This window comes from Alloprevotella sp. Lung230 (genome assembly GCF_014385435.1).
GTDB lineage: Bacteria > Bacteroidota > Bacteroidia > Bacteroidales > Bacteroidaceae > Alloprevotella.
The window spans coordinates 366,621-382,590 of sequence record NZ_JACSUD010000001.1 but is presented as its reverse complement, the minus strand read 5'-3'; the positions used below and the strand labels follow the sequence as shown (position 1 = coordinate 382,590).

The window sequence follows — 15,970 nt, the reverse complement described above, 5'->3', positions numbered from 1 at the left end:
GGACAGAGTTTTTTGTGGGAAGGTGAAAAGGGAATCAGAAAGTTAGGGCAAATCGACGAAGTCGACATATTCGTTGTCGCTCTTCTCAAAGATTTTTTCTTTTTGCTGGCCGGTGTGCCCATTGGCAGCCGTGCCACGCACTGATGAGGTGTCGTGCCGGGAGGAGTGGTGATGGGGAGTTTGGCCTTGTTGGCCGGCTGTTTGAGATGAAGAGGGCTTGAGGCCCAATGCGGTCAATGCAAAGTCGTAGAGGCTTCTTAAGAAGACGGCAATCACTAAAATGCCGCCGAAGAGGAGCAGGCCTAAGCAACCTAAGAGTTTCATACGGAAGGGATTGAGGGTGGCACAAAAAAAGTAGATGTCTCTCTCCACTGAGGAGCGGTCATCAAGAATGAAGCAAGAAGTGTGCCAAAAGTGTGTTTCTGCCTATTTTGACGTAAATCTGTGCACCCCTATCGACACGAGGATGTAGAGCAGAATGCAGAGGGAGACGCCCAGGACACCGGCACCCAGCGCAAAAGCACCCCCCAACAGCACGATACAGGAGAGCAGAAAAAGATACCGCACCTCATTTCCCTTCCAAGCAAAGTGCTTGAATTTCAGGGCAAACATCGGAATTTCGCTCACCAGTAATCCGCAGAAAACGGCGACCAAAAGCAGCAACGCAAAGTAAATCGCCATGGCTTGTGTAGGAGTGAGGGAGAACAGGTGGTCGGTGAGGTACACCGCCAAACCACCCCAAAACAAAGCATTGGCAGGCGTGGGCAGCCCGATGAAAGAAGTGGTCTGCCGGGTGTCTAAATTGAATTTTGCCAAGCGCAAAGCCGAGAAGGCAGCGATGAGCAAAGCCGTGAGCGAGCAGTAGGAAATCCAGTCATAGCCACTGTCGCTGGTGGGAATATGGCCTCCCACGAACCAGAGCAGATTGACCACCATCGCTGCCGGGGCAGCACCAAAGGTCACGACATCGGCCAACGAGTCCAGCTCCTTGCCGATAGGACTGGAAACATGGAGCAAGCGTGCTGCAAAGCCGTCGAAAAAATCAAATACTGCTCCGAGCACGATGAAGCCCATGGCGTAGTCGAGCATTTGGTAGCAGGCGGCCCCCATTGCCAAACATCCGCAGAGCAGATTGCAACAGGTCAAGGCGTTGGGAATGTGACGTTTCATAAAAGGATAGGTTGAAAAAGGAGAGCCGGAAAGGGAAGGTCTTGAAAAAACAAGAGGCGAAAACGCAACCCTCCCTCGTTGAAAAAACTCAGAGGTAGTTTCGTCTGCCTCTGAGGTACGCAAAACTACCTCTGAGGTAGAAATCACGGAATGGGAGGGCGAGGAAGACGAGGGGGAGAGAGGGACTTCACGCGCGTATGCGCCTGCGCGCACTTACTGCAAAACGTTTATTTTTGCCTTCACTGCCTTCACCGGTGCCGGAATGTGGGGGATGTCCGGGGGATGCCGTGAGGGAACATCTGGTTCTATTTTAGATGAAAATAGAGATGAGTGAATCCAAATCAAGTTTTTGCCTTCACCTTCAAATGCTTGATTTTCCGGTGATTACCCTCATGGGTGAAGGAGTGAAGGCAAAAAACGTGCACTATATAGTGTATACGCGCGCGAAGGGAAGAGACTACGTGGCGTGAAGTCTACAATTAGGGGTGCTTGGGCTTGAGGTGGGCCAAGACGGTCTCGTTGCCGGTGGAGGCTTGTCCCAGCTCAACGTGCACCTCGCTGTCGATGGGGAGATAGACGTCTACGCGTGAACCAAACTTGATGAAGCCCAAGTGATTGTCGATGCAGCAAGGTTGGTCTTCTACGGCGTAGGTGACGATGCGGCGCGCCACAGCGCCCGCCACCTGGCGCACCAGTACATCGTGGCCGGAAGGAGTCTCTATCACCACGGTGCTGCGCTCATTCTCAACGCTTGCCTTGGGCAGCCAAGCCTTGTGGAAGTTGCCGTTGTGATGGCGCACGAGTTTGACTTGTCCTTCCACCGGAAACCAGTTGGCGTGGACGTTGGTGACGGACATGAACACCGAAATCATCAAGCGGCGGTCGTGGAAATATTCATTTTCTTCGACCTCTTCGATGACCACAACGCGCCCATCAGCGGGAGCGACGACCACGTTTTCCGTCTCTCCGGAGAAGATGCGGATGGGGCAGCGGAAGAAGTTGACAATGATGCCATAGACGATCAGCAGAACAGTCAGTACGCCGACGTAGAGAGGGAGGCAGAAATCGGCCAACAGCCAATAGCCCAACACGATATAGGCCAACAAAACAACGCCCCCCACGATGAGTGTGGGCGTGCCTTCGTTGTGCAAACGATGTGGTTTTACGTTATTGAGTTTTGTCATAAACTGATTACAATATGACTGCAAAAATACATAATTCTTGGCAAATGGGCAAAAAAATGGGTTGTAGAATGCCTTTTGACGCTAATCCATTCGCTCCATGAGGGCCGTGAGCCGGCTTTCCAGTTGCTCGGCCGAAAGTTTGAGGGCAAATTGCCCATTTTGAGCAATGGAGATGCCGCCCGTTTCTTCGCTCACGATGATGGCCATACAGTCGCATTTTTGAGAAATGCCCAAGGCCGCACGGTGGCGCAGACCGAGGGATTTCGGGATAGCGTTGTCGTGAGAGACGGGGAGGATGCACCCCGCGGCTTTGATGCGCTTTTTGCTCACCACCATGGCACCATCGTGGAGGGGAGAGTTCTTGAAAAAGATGTTTTCGATGAGGCGCTGGGAGATGGTGGCATCGATGATTTCACCGGTCTTGGAGATGTCGTTGAGGTTCATGTCGCGCTCCACGACAATGAGGGCCCCGATTTTCTGTTTGCCCATGCTCATACAGGCCATGACGATGGGCATGATGTCCTCGCGGTGGATGTTGCCCTCGCGATGGCGGTGCAGCCAATGGAACACTCGCGAGGCGCGCTGCGTGCCGATGGAGGAAAAGAATTGTCGGATCTCCTCTTGAAACAGGATGATGAGTGCCAGCGAACCGACGTTGATGAGGGTGTCGAAGATGCCGCCGAGCAAGCGCATCTCAAACACCTTCGACACAAAAATCCAAACCAGCACGAAAATCAGTACACCGCCGAAGATGTTGGCCGAACTGGACTCGCGCATGAGTTTGTAGATGTAGAAAAGGAGCAACGCCACCAAGACGATGTCGATAATATCCTTGATGCCAACTTCAATCATAAATCATAGGTAAGTAGGTCTTTTAGACTTGTGCAATTCAGGGGGGCAAAAGGTCAATTCTCCTCCCGCATCTTTTCGACAATGCGGCACGCCTCCACCGCGGATTTCACATCGTGAACACGGAGGATGTGTGCACCACGGAGCAGGGCGATGGTGTTGAGCACGGTGGTGCCGTTGAGCGCCTCTTGGGGGGAGGTGTCGAGCAGACGATAGATCATCGACTTCCGGCTGATGCCCACCAGCAGCGGCAGTTCCAATTCGTGGAAGTCTTCGAGGCGCTCCATGAGACGATAGTTGTGTTCCAGCGTTTTGCCAAACCCAAATCCGGGGTCGATGATGATGTCTTTGCCGCCGCAGTCGCGCAATTTTTGGACGCGGCGCGCCAAATGTTCCAGCACTTCGGCCACCACATTGTCGTAGTGGGGTGCCACCTGCATCGTGCCTGGAGTGCCCTGCATGTGCATCAAGACGTAGGGTACACCGAGGCGCGCCACCGTGCGGAACATCCCCTTGTCGAGGTCGCCGCCCGAAATGTCGTTGATAAGGTGCGCCCCCAGTTGCTCCACGCAACTTTGAGCCACATCGGCCCGAAAGGTGTCGATGGAGATGATGGCTTCCGGAGCCTCTTCGTGCACCACCTGTAAGGCGCTTTCCAGACGCTCCATTTCTTCGAGGGGCGACACTTCGCTCGCTCCCGGTCGGGTGGAGTAGGCTCCGATGTCTATCATTTGCCCGCCTTCGTCCACAATCTGGCGGACACGGCGACGGATGGCCTCGGGTTGAGAAGAGGGCGTGCGCGAACCCTCGTAGAAGGAATCGGGGGTGACGTTGAGGATACCCATCACCACCGGGCGGTCGAGCGTGAAGAGGCGTCCGCCTAAATTGAGGGTGAAGGGAGCTGGAGATTGTGGCATTGTATTGCGTATTTCCTGCAAAGGTAGTTTTTGCAGGCAGAAATACAAAATAAATGTCCGGCTTTTTTCGCTTTTTGGGAAGTAAACGCTAATTTTGCAAGGAAAATAACACCCCATTTATTTATGGAACTTCAAGAACTCTACGAAATCTTCAAACGCCACGCTGTGGTGACCACCGATACCCGACACTGCCCCGAAGGCAGCATTTTCTTTGCCCTCAAAGGGGCTACGTTCGACGGTAATCAATTTGCCGCTCAGGCTTTGGCGGCCGGTTGCGCTTATGCCGTGGTGGACGATGCCGAGGTGGCGGCTGCCGATACGCGATGCCTGTGGGTGGAGGATGTGCTCACCACGCTCCAACAATTGGCCCACCATCATCGCCGACAACTCGGTACGCCCATCGTGCAAATCACGGGAACCAACGGCAAGACGACGACCAAGGAGCTGGCGGCGGCGGTGTTGGCCGAAAAGTACAATGTGCTTTACACCCAAGGCAACCTGAACAACCACATCGGTGTGCCGCTCACCCTGCTGCGCCTCACGGCGGCCCACGACATCGCGGTGGTGGAAACGGGCGCCAACCATCCCGGAGAGATTGCGATGCTGAGCGACATCGTCTACCCCGATTGTGGGCTGATCACCAATGTCGGCAAAGCCCACTTGGAAGGCTTCGGTTCGTTTGAAGGGGTGGTGCGCACGAAAACCGAACTCTATGCGCACATCCGTCGGCGTCGTGAGGCGGCGGGTGCTGAACAGCCTTTCATCCTGCTCGACCTCGACAACCCCTATCTTGCCCCGCTGGGCCGCGATTTGGCCGGTTGCACCTACTCCGAAATGGCGGGCGAGGGGGATGTGCGCGGTGAGGTGGTGGATTGTGCGCCTTTCCTCACTTTGCGTTGGCAGCAAGCCACCGGAGCATTGCACGAGGTGGAGACACAACTGATTGGGGCCTATAACTTGAAGAACGCCTTGGCAGCCATCGCCATCGGTCTGCGCTTTGACGTGCCGGCCGAGCAGATAGACCATGCCCTGCGTCACTATCGTCCGAGCAACAGCCGATCGGAATTCCGCAAGACGGCTCGCAACCGCCTGGTGGTGGATGCCTACAATGCCAATCTCTCCTCCATGCATGCCGCGATTGAAAACTTCCGCCACATCTCCGACCCCCACAAGATGATGATTCTCGGTGATATGCGCGAACTGGGGGCGGCTTCCGAAGCGGCACACGAAGAGGTGGCGCAACTCGCTGCTACTGCCGGTTGCGAAAGGGTGTGGCTCGTGGGTCCATTCTTCGCTGCCCACCCCAAGGCATTTCCACAAGCCTGCACAACGCGCTTCGTGCACTTCGACAATGTGGAGGCCGTCGAAGCCGAACTGCAAGCCCATCCCCTCACGGATTGTCTTATCCTCATTAAAGGCTCGAACGGCACGCGCTTGTTCCAGTTGCCGGATAAATTGTAAGGCTACCCCTGTCGCTGAACACCTGTTTATGCTATTTCTTAGTGTCCGCTATGACTACAACTGTAGAATACATTTTTAGCAAATTGACCCTCGCGCATCTTGATGAGGCGGTGAAAATCATCGAGGAGGCCAAGCAGCAGATGCTTCGGGAGAGGAAGCGCCAATGGAGCGAGGCTTATCCCACGAGTGAGCACATCGAGGCGGACATCAGAGGTGGCTGTGCCTATGGATTGTTTCGAGAGGGACGCCTTGTGGCTTATGGCGCAGTGATGTTTGATGGCGAACCAGCCTACGCGGCGCTGCAAGGCCACTGGCTGACGGAGCAGCCCTACGTGGTGCTCCATCGTCTTGCCGTGGTCGGAAGCGAACGAGGTCGTCACATCGGGATGCGCTTTGTGCAGGAGGTGGAAGCGCTGAGCCGCTCCAAAGGCGTGTGCAGTTTTAAGGCGGACACCAACTACGACAATGAGCGCATGCAGCGACTCTTTGAAAAACAAGGGTTTGTCTATTGCGGAGAAATCTCTTATCCGCAAGGGCAGCGTATGGCCTACGAGAAGGTGTTGGGGTGAGAAAACCATCTGAACAGAGCGCCCTGGCAGGCAGAGGTCGATGGGAAAGAGAAAACAAAAATGCAAAAAGAAAAAAGCATCATTTCAATCTCTTGAAATGATGCTATTTTGTGGGCGCTGAGGGATTCGAACCCCCGACCCTCTGCTTGTAAGGCAGACGCTCTGAACCAGCTGAGCTAAGCGCCCGTTTTGCTTGCGAGATGTGTTCCTCTCAAATGCGATGCAAAAGTACGGCCTTTTTTTGAAACTACCAAGCGATTGAGGAAATTTCTTTCAAAAGGGCTTCAACTTTTTCTGTCGAGGTCTCTTTTCGTTCAAATTCATCGCGATCGGCAGCGCCCATGGTGACGCCCTGCTGCTGATACCGCATCTTGCTGCGCAGCGGAACGCGCAAGGAAGCGTGGATTTCGCAAGCCCCGGTAGCGCGCAAGATGTCCGCTGCATTTTCGGGGGTGACGCCCGCGCCGGGAAGAATGCCGATGCGGCCTGCTGCTTGCTCCACAAGATGGCGCAGGGTGTCTCGTCCTGCCCAGGCCGTGGGAGCGCCTCCAGAGGTGAGCACGCGATTCACGCCCAACTCAACCAACCTTTCGAGCGCTGCACCCTTGTCGCGACACAGATCGAAAGCGCGGTGGAAAGTCACCGACAAATCTCCCGCTGCCGCCATCAGACGTCGCATCGTCGGCACATCGATGTCTCCATCCGGAAGCAAAGCCCCCACAACAACGCCGTCCAGTCCTAAACGACGCACCAAAGCGATGTCCTCGAGCATCAGGTTCACTTCCGCTTCCGAATAGAGGAAATCCCCTCCCCGGGGGCGGATGAGGACGTGCTTGCCGATGCCTTTCAGATGCGCAACGGCGTGCATCAAGCCGTAGCTCGGGGTGAGCCCTCCTTCGTCGAGTGCAGCACAAAGTTCGATACGACCGGCACCGCCTGCCAGCGCATTTTGGGCACTTTCCAACGTGCCGCAGCATACTTCTAATAAGGCCATACTGTTATTATTGCTGTTTTTATGTTTCTTAAGTCGGTGTTCCTTCTCGCCACAACACTGTCCTTAGGGCAATTCTTGTCGGGCTGAGTGAAAAAGTTGGTTTTCTCAAAGGAAATCTATAAACCAAGGTTTGGTTTATGTAATTCAAAGTTTGGTTTATAGATTGCGTCTCACTTAAGGAAGTTTTTCCGTTTAGAAACGAACAATTTTCTGAGCAAAGATAGGAATTACCCAGGAAAAGAGAGGAGAAACAGCCGTTTTTTTCGTATTTTCGCGCCAAAATTAAGCGCGCAAGCGCTCTTCTTTCCGTAAACAGCCGTTCAGGCCATCTGTTTCCCTTATGAAAAAATACGTCAAAGATCTGCGGCTGGTCGGTCGCGAGATGCTTCGCGAAGACTATCTCCTCCTGCGTCTCACCGATGAGCAAGCACCGCTTCCCCCCATGTTGCCAGGGCAATTCGTACAAATCGCCGTCGAGGGTTCGCCCACCACATTCCTGCGTCGCCCCATTTCCATCAACGACCACGATGCCGTGCACAACACGTTCGATTTGCTCATCCATCTCGTCGGTGAGGGTACGCGCGCACTGGCGCGGCTGCAAGTGGGCGACCGGCTCAACTGCATCTATCCGCTTGGCAACGGCTTTGCACTCCCTGCTCCCACTGCCGCATCGCAGCGTCTACTGCTCGTGGGCGGCGGCGTGGGCACGGCTCCCATGCTCCTCTACGGTCGGCAGTTGCACGCTGCAGGCCACCGCCCCACCTTCTTGCTCGGCGGACGCAGCAGCCGCGACATTTTGGAACGAGAGCGGTTTGCTGAATTTGGCACCGTGTGCGTGACCACGGAAGACGGAACGCTGGGCGAACGCGGTTTTGTGACCCACCACAGCCTTTGGGAAACCGAAACCTTTGATGCCGTGGCCGCCTGCGGCCCCAAACCGATGATGGTCGCCGTTGCCCGATTGGCCCGACAGCACGAACTGCCTTGCCACGTTTCGCTCGAAAACCTAATGGCCTGTGGAGTAGGTGCCTGCCTTTGCTGTGTCGAGAAAACCGTGCGCGGCAACCTCTGTGTCTGCACCGAGGGCCCCGTATTCAATACTAACGAACTAACCTGGGAATAAGACAATGGTACAGACTGCCGTTCAGATTGGAGCGCTTCGACTCAAAAATCCTGTGCTCACCGCCTCCGGAACATTCGGCTACGGCCTTGAGTTTGCCGACTTCATCGACCTCAACCGCCTCGGAGGCTTTGTTGTCAAAGGGACAACCCTTATGCCGCGACAAGGCAACGACTATCCGCGCATGGCAGAAACCACCGGTGGGATGCTCAACTGCGTGGGACTGCAAAATAAAGGCGTAGACTATTTTGCCGAACACATCTATCCTCAAATCAAAGACATTGACGCCGCGGCCATCGTAAACGTGAGTGGCTCGTCGCCCGAAGACTATGCCGCGTGCGCTGAAAAGGTCGCAGCGTTAGACCGCATTCCCGCCATCGAACTCAATATCTCCTGTCCCAACGTACACGACGGCGGTATGGCCTTTGGTGTAACGTGTGCCGGAGCTGCTTCCGTCGTCAGAGCCGTGCGGGCGGCCTATCCGAAGACCCTGATTGTCAAACTTTCCCCCAATGTCACCGACATCGCCGAAATTGCTCGCGCTGTCGAAGCTGAGGGCGCCGACAGCGTTTCGCTCATCAACACCCTCATGGGCATGAGCGTCGACATCGAGCGCCGATGCTCCCGGCTGAGCATCGGAACGGGCGGACTTTCCGGCCCTTGCGTCAAGCCCGTCGCTTTGCGCATGGTGCACCAAGTGGCCAAAGCTGTGCGCATCCCCGTCATCGGTTTGGGAGGGATTATGAATGCCCACGACGCCATCGAGTTTCTCATGTGCGGCGCCACCGCTGTCCAAATCGGTACGGCCAACTTCATCGACCCCACCGTCACTCTTAAAGTCATTGACGGCATCAACGAATGGTGCGACAGCCACGGCATCCGCGACCTGCACGACATCATCGGAGTCGTCTGAGGAGTTGGCTTCTGCTTCTGCCGAAATGTGTATATTCAAAATCTGTTGCACTTTCAAAACCTATACTTTCAAAACTTGTACGTACTTTCAAAATCTGTACGTACCGTCGTCGTACCGTCGTCGTACCGTACCGTCGTCGTACTTTCAAAATCGGGCAGGTGACGAAAAAAGCGAAGAAAAGGCTTGCTCACGTCGTTTTTTGATTGTACTTTTGCAGCCGAATCAGATACCTTCGTGGTTTTCCAAAAGGGATCCTATTTCATCTTTACCAATTCCACTCCCAGGAGAGATGCCGGAGTGGTCGAACGGGCCGCACTCGAAATGCGGTGAACGGGTAACTGTTCCGGGGGTTCGAATCCCTCTCTCTCCGCAAACAAGGGTGTAAATCAGAAAGTTATGTGATTTACACCCTTTATTACACCCCAAAAAGAAAGTATTCCAGCAAAGAGTTGCAAAACTTCTTGGGGATTATATGGCTATTTTCACAAACTTGATTCTCTTCTAAATTAATATTATTGCTGTCCGCTAAACTTCAAAACGACACATTTTCCCTATCCGCAACGCCCATCCATAGGCATTGCGGATTCCTTTTTCGAAAAGTAAGCCCCCTTAGTCAAAGAGTGAAGGTTCGGCGGGTGGCTTATCGTGGGTATCCAAAATCTTCGACCAATCTTTTTCCGGATGCTCGAAGAAACTATAGCAGTTAATGTAGTACATGAGCATGATGCGCACCATCGTGGCCAAATTAGAGAAACTCCAATTGCGTTTGATCCGCTTTTGCAGCACCATGAGCAGTAAATTGGCAATCAATGTGACCCAAATCTGAATTTTGATGGCATTGGCGCTCTCTCCATAGAAATATCTGAGGGGAAAATTCTGTTTGAGTTGCTTGAAAAGTAGTTCTATCTCCCACCTTTGGCGATAGATCTCGATGATGTCCTGAATCGACATTTCCATGTCATTGGTAAGCAGCGAGATCAGTTTGGTTTTGTGCTTCTTACGGTCAGCGTAGGTGATGATTCTTGCCCGGTGTTTTAGTTCCTCTCCTCCTTTGCTCCGTTTGGTGAACACCACTTGCTGCACGCGGTATACCATCACCTCTTCCGAGGTCATATACATCACATCTTCAAGGGTTTCGTACCGGAGATTCTTCTTCATCTTGGTGACATACTTCACGCCGGCTTCCGTCATTTCTTCAAACTTGGCGTAGTCGATATAAGCTCTGTCAAAGGCCAAGATATCGCCGCAGTGGTAGTTGGAGGGGCGGAGCATAAAGGAATCACCCTTTTCCGCCGAGGTGAAGCGGATATCGGAGGGCACAAACTCGTTGGCATGAATATTGGCGTGGACTTTGATCCCGCCCTTCTTTTTCCCTGTCTTCGGATGCCGTCCGACACCTTTGAAAATGAGATTGGAGAAGAGCGAAATGGTCGTCGAATCGATGATTTGCAAGCGTTCGATCCACTTTGGACACCCGCGCCGTCGGCTGTCCGCGGAAAGCACGTGCTTATAAGTGGCATACAGCTCTCGGTAAATGGCTTCGAAGATACATTCGTTGCGGCGCAGGTTGGCGTCCGAGAGTGTGGAGCGACGCGGCATGGCGTTAATGCCCAAATGTCCCAATTTACGGGCTTCGGGTAGCATAGATGCCACAATTTCGCGCAGGGAGTCAAAGCGTTTGACCACTGCATAGAGCATAACGACCAAGTGTTGCCAAGCATCGGAGTGTTTGACGTAGTGTTCTCCACCGTTTTCTTGACTGATACGAAGAATTTGCGCTTTGTCGAGCAAACTTATAAGCTGACCGTACATCGGCTGTCCGAAGAAATGAGTACCTTTGTTCATGGTTATCATGTTTTGTGGTAAAAACAAAGATAAACCAAAAGGCTGAAGTCCAACTACGGACTTCAGCCTTATTTTATGTGGAGAGAAAAACTTTTACCGGACAGCAATAAATTAATATAGTAAAGAATTCTATTATTATGACAATATCGTCTTTAAATTACACCATAGATCAACATTTTCTTTTTCTTTCTTTATAAGGCGCATGATGTTCTCCAGCGTGTGGTGGTGTGTCTTCTGGCAATATGTAAATGGGCTATCTGTTTCCAGTAATAATCGTTCTTTAGGGATTAATGGAAGTAAGGCGAGAAATCTTTTAGAAGTCATCATCGCTCCATTGATAGAGAAATAAAATCCAGCATCTACAGCCTCAAGTAGTTCATCATTACTACCTGTGAACCAATGAAGGATAGGCTTAAACCTATAATTATTGCCAATAATTCTCAGAACTTGACGTACGGCACGACGTGAATGGATTGTTATTATTTTGTTTCTACAAAAACGGCATCTTTCTATCAGTTCACTAAAGAATGCTATCTGTTCGTTCTTATACATTGTATCAACAAAGTCCAAACCTACTTCTCCAATATAATGTGCTTCAGGCAAGAGTTCCCACATTAATGGAATTTGGCTCTTATATTGATGAATCAACTCTGGGTGAAAACCAAGTGCAAATCTAATATATTGGCTCGCTATCTCACCAGATTCCTTCCTATATAAATCTGGCAAGTTAGTAACTGCTATAGTATATATTTTATTCCCCTCGATTTCTCGAATAGCCGCAGTTCGATCTTTCTGTAAATCCAAATGAAAATGGGTGTCGTAGAGGTATTCCATTATAGTAAATTGATTAGATTTTCCAATTCTTTGATACCTCGTTCGTAAAGACTGACATAATCATGTAGATGTTCCGAAATTGGACCTGACATCTGTATGGCCGCATAACTGTCCTTTTGAGTTGTTAATCCCAATTTATAAGAACATAATGCCTCTACTCCTGTTTTAGTTTCGTAATGGTGTCGATAGGTAGTGACATCATCTAACCCTGCAGCTTTTATAGCCGCTTTCCTAATGGTACAAGGCAGGCATTCTCCACAATGCCCTACTGCCTCTCCTGTCCAGCGTCCTTGGTCTGGGTGCGAACAAGACAATGTCTCCTTATAATGGGTATTAAGGAAATCAAGGTCTTTACAGGTCTTCATCATTTCACCCTTTGTCTTCATCTGAAAAGGATTGACTAACGAAATTTCAAGATCTAACTCTGTTAATAGATTTTGAAGCATTTTCATGAAATACGGGTGAGTCGTGCGTGTACTGAGGCTACCCAATCGCATAACGGTCAGGGGTATATTCAACGAAATCACACCGTTCTCCGGTACATACAAGTCAACATGATGTCCCATACCTGAAGCAATAGCAATGGCATGGGCAAAGAACATGAGCGAGCGGGAACGTGTTGTGTCCTCCACACCATTCTGTGAAGCGGCATAAAACCTGAAGAATCGTTCTGGGACAATAGAATATTGGTCTTTCAATAAGCTAACTACTTTGTCTTGGAATTTTTTCACTCCCTTGCCACCACCATAATGGCTGACGAAGATAGGTCTCTTTCCGTCTTTGAGTAGATTAATAGCACCGATAAAAGAATCCAATCCACCAGAAAGCATACAGAAAACATCAGTGTCTATCTTTCTGACAGAGTGCCGATAACGCCATCTGCCTTTTTTGTAGCTGTCCTCATCTTCCGTAATGGCAACTCTTTCTCTGAAATGTATTGTCCAGTGATCACCTGTCAAGAAATTGAGTGCATTTATGAGAATAGATTTAGAACGTTCCCATTTCTCATAAGCCTTTACAGGGATGTACAGTTCAAGGTTGCGAGTCCAGGCATCTTCCTGTTTTTTACGACCCACACTCCTGTCAACACAGAATACCATAAGGGAAATGTACAATAAGTCTAGAGCCTCATCGGTAAAACTCAGGGGCGTGACATACATCTGTTTCTTTCCCAAACCAGCAGTTGGATTCCAAAATGTATATTGGAATGCTGACGAATCATTGATATTTACTCTTCTTGATCCATCAGCTTGAAAACTATCGTGTTCCGACAATGTAAAAACAAAACTCTCTTTCATCGCAGCTCCTCCATTTGTTGATAAGAAATATCACACAATGTTTCCAGTGCACGGTTGAAGTCCGCAGGATTCAACCCACTCTTAATAAGATCAGGAACAACACTGTCAACTATCCCATCAATGTATATCTTAATGGATTTCTCCAACTCTCGTAGGCCTGATATCTGTTCACAGTTCTTAAGTGCAGTCTGCTCAGATTGTAGTAACAGTTTGTCAAAAATATAATGTTTTATCAATCCCCCCACTAATCGTTGCAGTAATTCTTCATTAAAGCTTTCAAGTTGATTGAGGTCGATGCTCTGATCTGCCGCCACATCTGCAAAAGTCTCCCGTAGGGCTTTATTTGTCAGAGAGTCTTCAAGGTCGTTGGGTATGGGGGCAATAAGTCTGCATATATCATTAAAGATGTCTTTCGTAGCCCTTCCATCGAACCGTATCCCTATCTCTACAAGGCGTTGACGAATGGTTTCAGGAGTTCCTGCGAAGTAGGAGTAGAGGATTCCTGCAGTTCTGCGAACCTTCGTAGCCTGTCGCGTAGCATTAGTATGTCCGCCAAGTGCTTTGGTATAATTTCTTATAGCACTCTTGACGTTGCCACTACTTCCATTGTTCATGGCTTTCCGCATCGAACCGCGTGCCGTACCCCAGTTAGCAGAGGGTTGGTTCGGTTGTTCATTCTCTTGACCCTCTGGCTTGCCCTGTTGAGGTTCTTCCTCTTCTGGTCTGTCTTCAGTAGGTACAGCCGCGAATGGTGCATCTTCTGCAGGAGCTTCCTGTTCTGGATTCACATTAGGATCATAATCAGATGGCAATAAAGATGTCTTCTTTGGACCGCCATATAAACTTGATGTGCCCATTATTTTTTATCTGAAGGTATTATTGATTTTAATTTTGCCTGTCTCTCAATGGTCTTCTTCACTTCCATGTTTGTCGAAAGGTAAGAATTAAACTCCTTTGCCCCCTCCGGCGATAGCTTGTTTATAAATGGAGTTAACTGACTGTAAGCAATAGCACTGTATTTACTTGCAGGTTGCTCCATCAGTTTTTTCACTGCTTCTTCCATCATTTCCGCTTTCAAACAGAACTCGGTATAAGACCTTAACACCTCCACATTCATATTTGATGTATTTTCTATCACAGCAAAAACCTCTGATGCAATGATGGTTTTCTCTCCAGGTGAAAGTTTGCCTACCAGTTTTAAGGCAACATTTCTATTCATTTCTGTACCGTCAACTAATAGATCATAACACTTGCGGGCAGTTGGGCTCAATAGATCGAGATTTGATTGTCCATAGCGATTTTTGATATCTGCAAAATAGACGTATTTATCTAACTTTTCGTCATCCAATCGTGTACCATTTTGCATCCACTTTTTCACCCAATCCTTTTCTTTCCACGCAGCAAAAGGATTGTCTTCATTCAATTCCTCTCCTTTTTCAAAAGCCTTGAAAAGCTCTCTATTTTCAGGCTTTGTGACGGCCTTGAAAAATTCTGGATTAAAATATTCTGCCAACATAAGCTTAGCCAATATATTCTTATCAAGAGTAACATTCCTTGCTTTGGCAAGTTCAAGTCGCATATACAATGTATTCAAAAAACGCTTACACTGTCGAGGGTTTCCATTAATACTAGGGGCCAATACAGATGAAACTTGTCGCGCAAGTGCCATTTCCTGTTTGCAATTTTCTGTAAGATCTGGTGCTTTGTCACTAATAAGGTCCATAGAAAAGTCTTGATCTGGAGTCAAAGTATAGACTATACCTAGTATTTCTTTAAACTTTTCATCAGATAGCGTTTGTTTCAACAACAGACAAGCAAGATACTGATTGACTTCAGCTCGTGTCAATTGAGGTATGTATAACGGATATTGGATTACCTTCTCCAGATACTCTTTCCCAATATCCAAATTATTTCCTGGAACCTCTTTGTATTTGCTCTTTATGGAATACTGTATCAGACGTTCATCTGCGCCTATAACAAATGACATGCCTTCTACGAATAAGAATAATCGCATGGCTTCAAAAACTTCAAGCACGGTGTCGGGCAGGCAACGGTCAAGTTCGTCAATGAACACAACGACATTTTCCACCTTACTCTTCTTCAGCAGATCTTTAAACTCATTTCGAAAGTTTTTGATCTCTGTCCGTGTCTTATCGTTCTTCTTAAGCATACTAAGGATCTCTTCTATGTCTTTCGCTTGTACTTCGCCTGCATTAGACTTAATGGTAGATAGTAAACTCCTAAGCGACAAATCGGTCAATATCCCAATACCTCCAGACAGAAATAAATCCAATCCATATTTGACTCCTTTCCCTAAAATCTTATTGATGTCGATTTTCTTTATCAGCTCTTTTGCATAATCTGTCACTTTCTTGCTAAAGCGTTTCTCGTCAGCAAGTGCATCCAATATCGCACCACAAAGAGATGTCTTGGTGTCTTCATATCCTTCGAAAAGCCAACCGTTAAACTCTATGCATAGGGTTTTAACAGTATCTTTCTTTTTCTCGTTCTTAGGGTACTTCTCTTCAATTTTCTTTTGAGCTAATTTCATTAGGCTAGATTTGCCACTGCCCCAGTCGCCATACAACCCTATTGTTGATGGTGACAAATCTCTATTGGTCGCTATATCAGCAACCAGATCTACCATGTAACCAAAATTTAGGTAGTCAATCTCTGTTTCTTTATCTGGCCACATAATTATTCCCTTATCTTTACTTTACCAATAATATCTTTGGAAACATCAACTGCTTTATCAGATGATTAACTGTTATATAGGACGTAAGCATTCATAGTTATTGTCAGCCCATAACTTGCAT

Annotated in this window: 15 protein-coding genes and 2 tRNA genes; 5 read left to right on the top strand and 12 right to left on the bottom strand. The window is 49.3% G+C overall.

Annotation, left to right across the window (positions count from 1 at the left end; genetic code table 11):
- Positions 1–42 precede the first annotated feature (42 nt).
- From H8527_RS01440 to folP, 5 genes are all read right to left on the bottom strand, one after another.
- Complete coding sequence (locus H8527_RS01440; RefSeq protein ID WP_187545000.1) at positions 43–324, bottom strand: DUF4834 family protein; 282 nt, start codon at positions 322–324, stop codon at positions 43–45.
- Positions 325–426: 102 nt separating this feature from the next.
- Positions 427–1,170, bottom strand: a complete 744-nt coding sequence (locus H8527_RS01435) for a phosphatidylcholine/phosphatidylserine synthase (RefSeq protein ID WP_187544998.1) — start codon at positions 1,168–1,170, stop codon at positions 427–429.
- A gap of 479 nt (positions 1,171–1,649) precedes the next feature.
- Positions 1,650–2,354, bottom strand: coding sequence for a phosphatidylserine decarboxylase family protein (locus tag H8527_RS01430; protein WP_187544996.1), 705 nt, complete (start codon positions 2,352–2,354; stop codon positions 1,650–1,652).
- An 81-nt stretch (positions 2,355–2,435) separates the two neighbouring features.
- Complete coding sequence (gene cdaA, locus H8527_RS01425) at positions 2,436–3,206, bottom strand: diadenylate cyclase CdaA (protein WP_187544995.1); 771 nt, start codon at positions 3,204–3,206, stop codon at positions 2,436–2,438.
- A gap of 53 nt (positions 3,207–3,259) precedes the next feature.
- Complete coding sequence (folP, locus tag H8527_RS01420; RefSeq protein ID WP_187544993.1) at positions 3,260–4,120, bottom strand: dihydropteroate synthase; 861 nt, start codon at positions 4,118–4,120, stop codon at positions 3,260–3,262.
- 123 nt (positions 4,121–4,243) lie between these two features.
- On the opposite strand from folP, the gene murF reads away from it, so the two are divergent.
- Together murF and H8527_RS01410 are read left to right on the top strand one after the other, a co-directional pair.
- Positions 4,244–5,581 carry a UDP-N-acetylmuramoyl-tripeptide--D-alanyl-D-alanine ligase gene (murF, locus tag H8527_RS01415; RefSeq protein ID WP_187544991.1) on the top strand — a complete coding sequence of 446 codons (1,338 nt, stop codon included), beginning with the start codon at positions 4,244–4,246 and terminating at the stop codon, positions 5,579–5,581.
- Positions 5,582–5,631: 50 nt separating this feature from the next.
- Entirely contained in the window at positions 5,632–6,150 is a 519-nt protein-coding gene (locus H8527_RS01410) for an N-acetyltransferase (protein WP_187544989.1), read from the top strand.
- Positions 6,151–6,261: 111 nt separating this feature from the next.
- Here H8527_RS01410 and H8527_RS01405 read toward each other — a convergent pair.
- A tRNA-Val gene (locus tag H8527_RS01405) sits at positions 6,262–6,336 on the bottom strand.
- Positions 6,337–6,397: 61 nt separating this feature from the next.
- The gene (locus H8527_RS01400; protein WP_187544988.1) at positions 6,398–7,144 is read right to left on the bottom strand and encodes a copper homeostasis protein CutC; all 747 of its coding nucleotides are present in this window, start codon (positions 7,142–7,144) and stop codon (positions 6,398–6,400) included.
- Positions 7,145–7,484: 340 nt separating this feature from the next.
- Here H8527_RS01400 and H8527_RS01395 point away from each other — a divergent pair, with 340 nt between their 5' ends.
- From H8527_RS01395 to H8527_RS01385, 3 genes are all read left to right on the top strand, one after another.
- Entirely contained in the window at positions 7,485–8,267 is a 783-nt protein-coding gene (locus tag H8527_RS01395) for a dihydroorotate dehydrogenase electron transfer subunit (RefSeq protein WP_187544986.1), read from the top strand.
- Positions 8,268–8,271: 4 nt separating this feature from the next.
- The gene (locus tag H8527_RS01390; protein ID WP_187544984.1) at positions 8,272–9,177 is read left to right on the top strand and encodes a dihydroorotate dehydrogenase; all 906 of its coding nucleotides are present in this window, start codon (positions 8,272–8,274) and stop codon (positions 9,175–9,177) included.
- 283 nt (positions 9,178–9,460) lie between these two features.
- Positions 9,461–9,547 (top strand) — tRNA-Ser (locus tag H8527_RS01385).
- Between the two features lie 239 nt (positions 9,548–9,786).
- On the opposite strand, the gene H8527_RS01380 is transcribed toward H8527_RS01385, so the two are convergent.
- From H8527_RS01380 to H8527_RS01360, 5 genes are all read right to left on the bottom strand, one after another.
- Positions 9,787–11,022 (bottom strand): IS4 family transposase, encoded by a 1,236-nt coding sequence (locus H8527_RS01380; RefSeq protein WP_187544982.1) that lies wholly within the window; start codon positions 11,020–11,022, stop codon positions 9,787–9,789.
- A 135-nt stretch (positions 11,023–11,157) separates the two neighbouring features.
- Entirely contained in the window at positions 11,158–11,856 is a 699-nt protein-coding gene (locus tag H8527_RS01375) for a TatD family hydrolase (RefSeq protein ID WP_187544980.1), read from the bottom strand.
- Positions 11,856–13,154, bottom strand: coding sequence for a Qat anti-phage system QueC-like protein QatC (qatC, locus tag H8527_RS01370; protein ID WP_187544978.1), 1,299 nt, complete (start codon positions 13,152–13,154; stop codon positions 11,856–11,858). Before qatC ends, H8527_RS01375 begins: the two co-directional genes overlap by 1 nt.
- Positions 13,151–14,011 (bottom strand): hypothetical protein, encoded by an 861-nt coding sequence (locus tag H8527_RS01365; RefSeq protein ID WP_187544977.1) that lies wholly within the window; start codon positions 14,009–14,011, stop codon positions 13,151–13,153. The genes qatC and H8527_RS01365 overlap by 4 nt, the downstream gene beginning before the upstream one ends.
- Entirely contained in the window at positions 14,011–15,849 is a 1,839-nt protein-coding gene (locus H8527_RS01360; RefSeq protein ID WP_187544975.1) for a P-loop NTPase fold protein, read from the bottom strand. The genes H8527_RS01365 and H8527_RS01360 overlap by 1 nt, the downstream gene beginning before the upstream one ends.
- Positions 15,850–15,970: the final 121 nt, after the last annotated feature.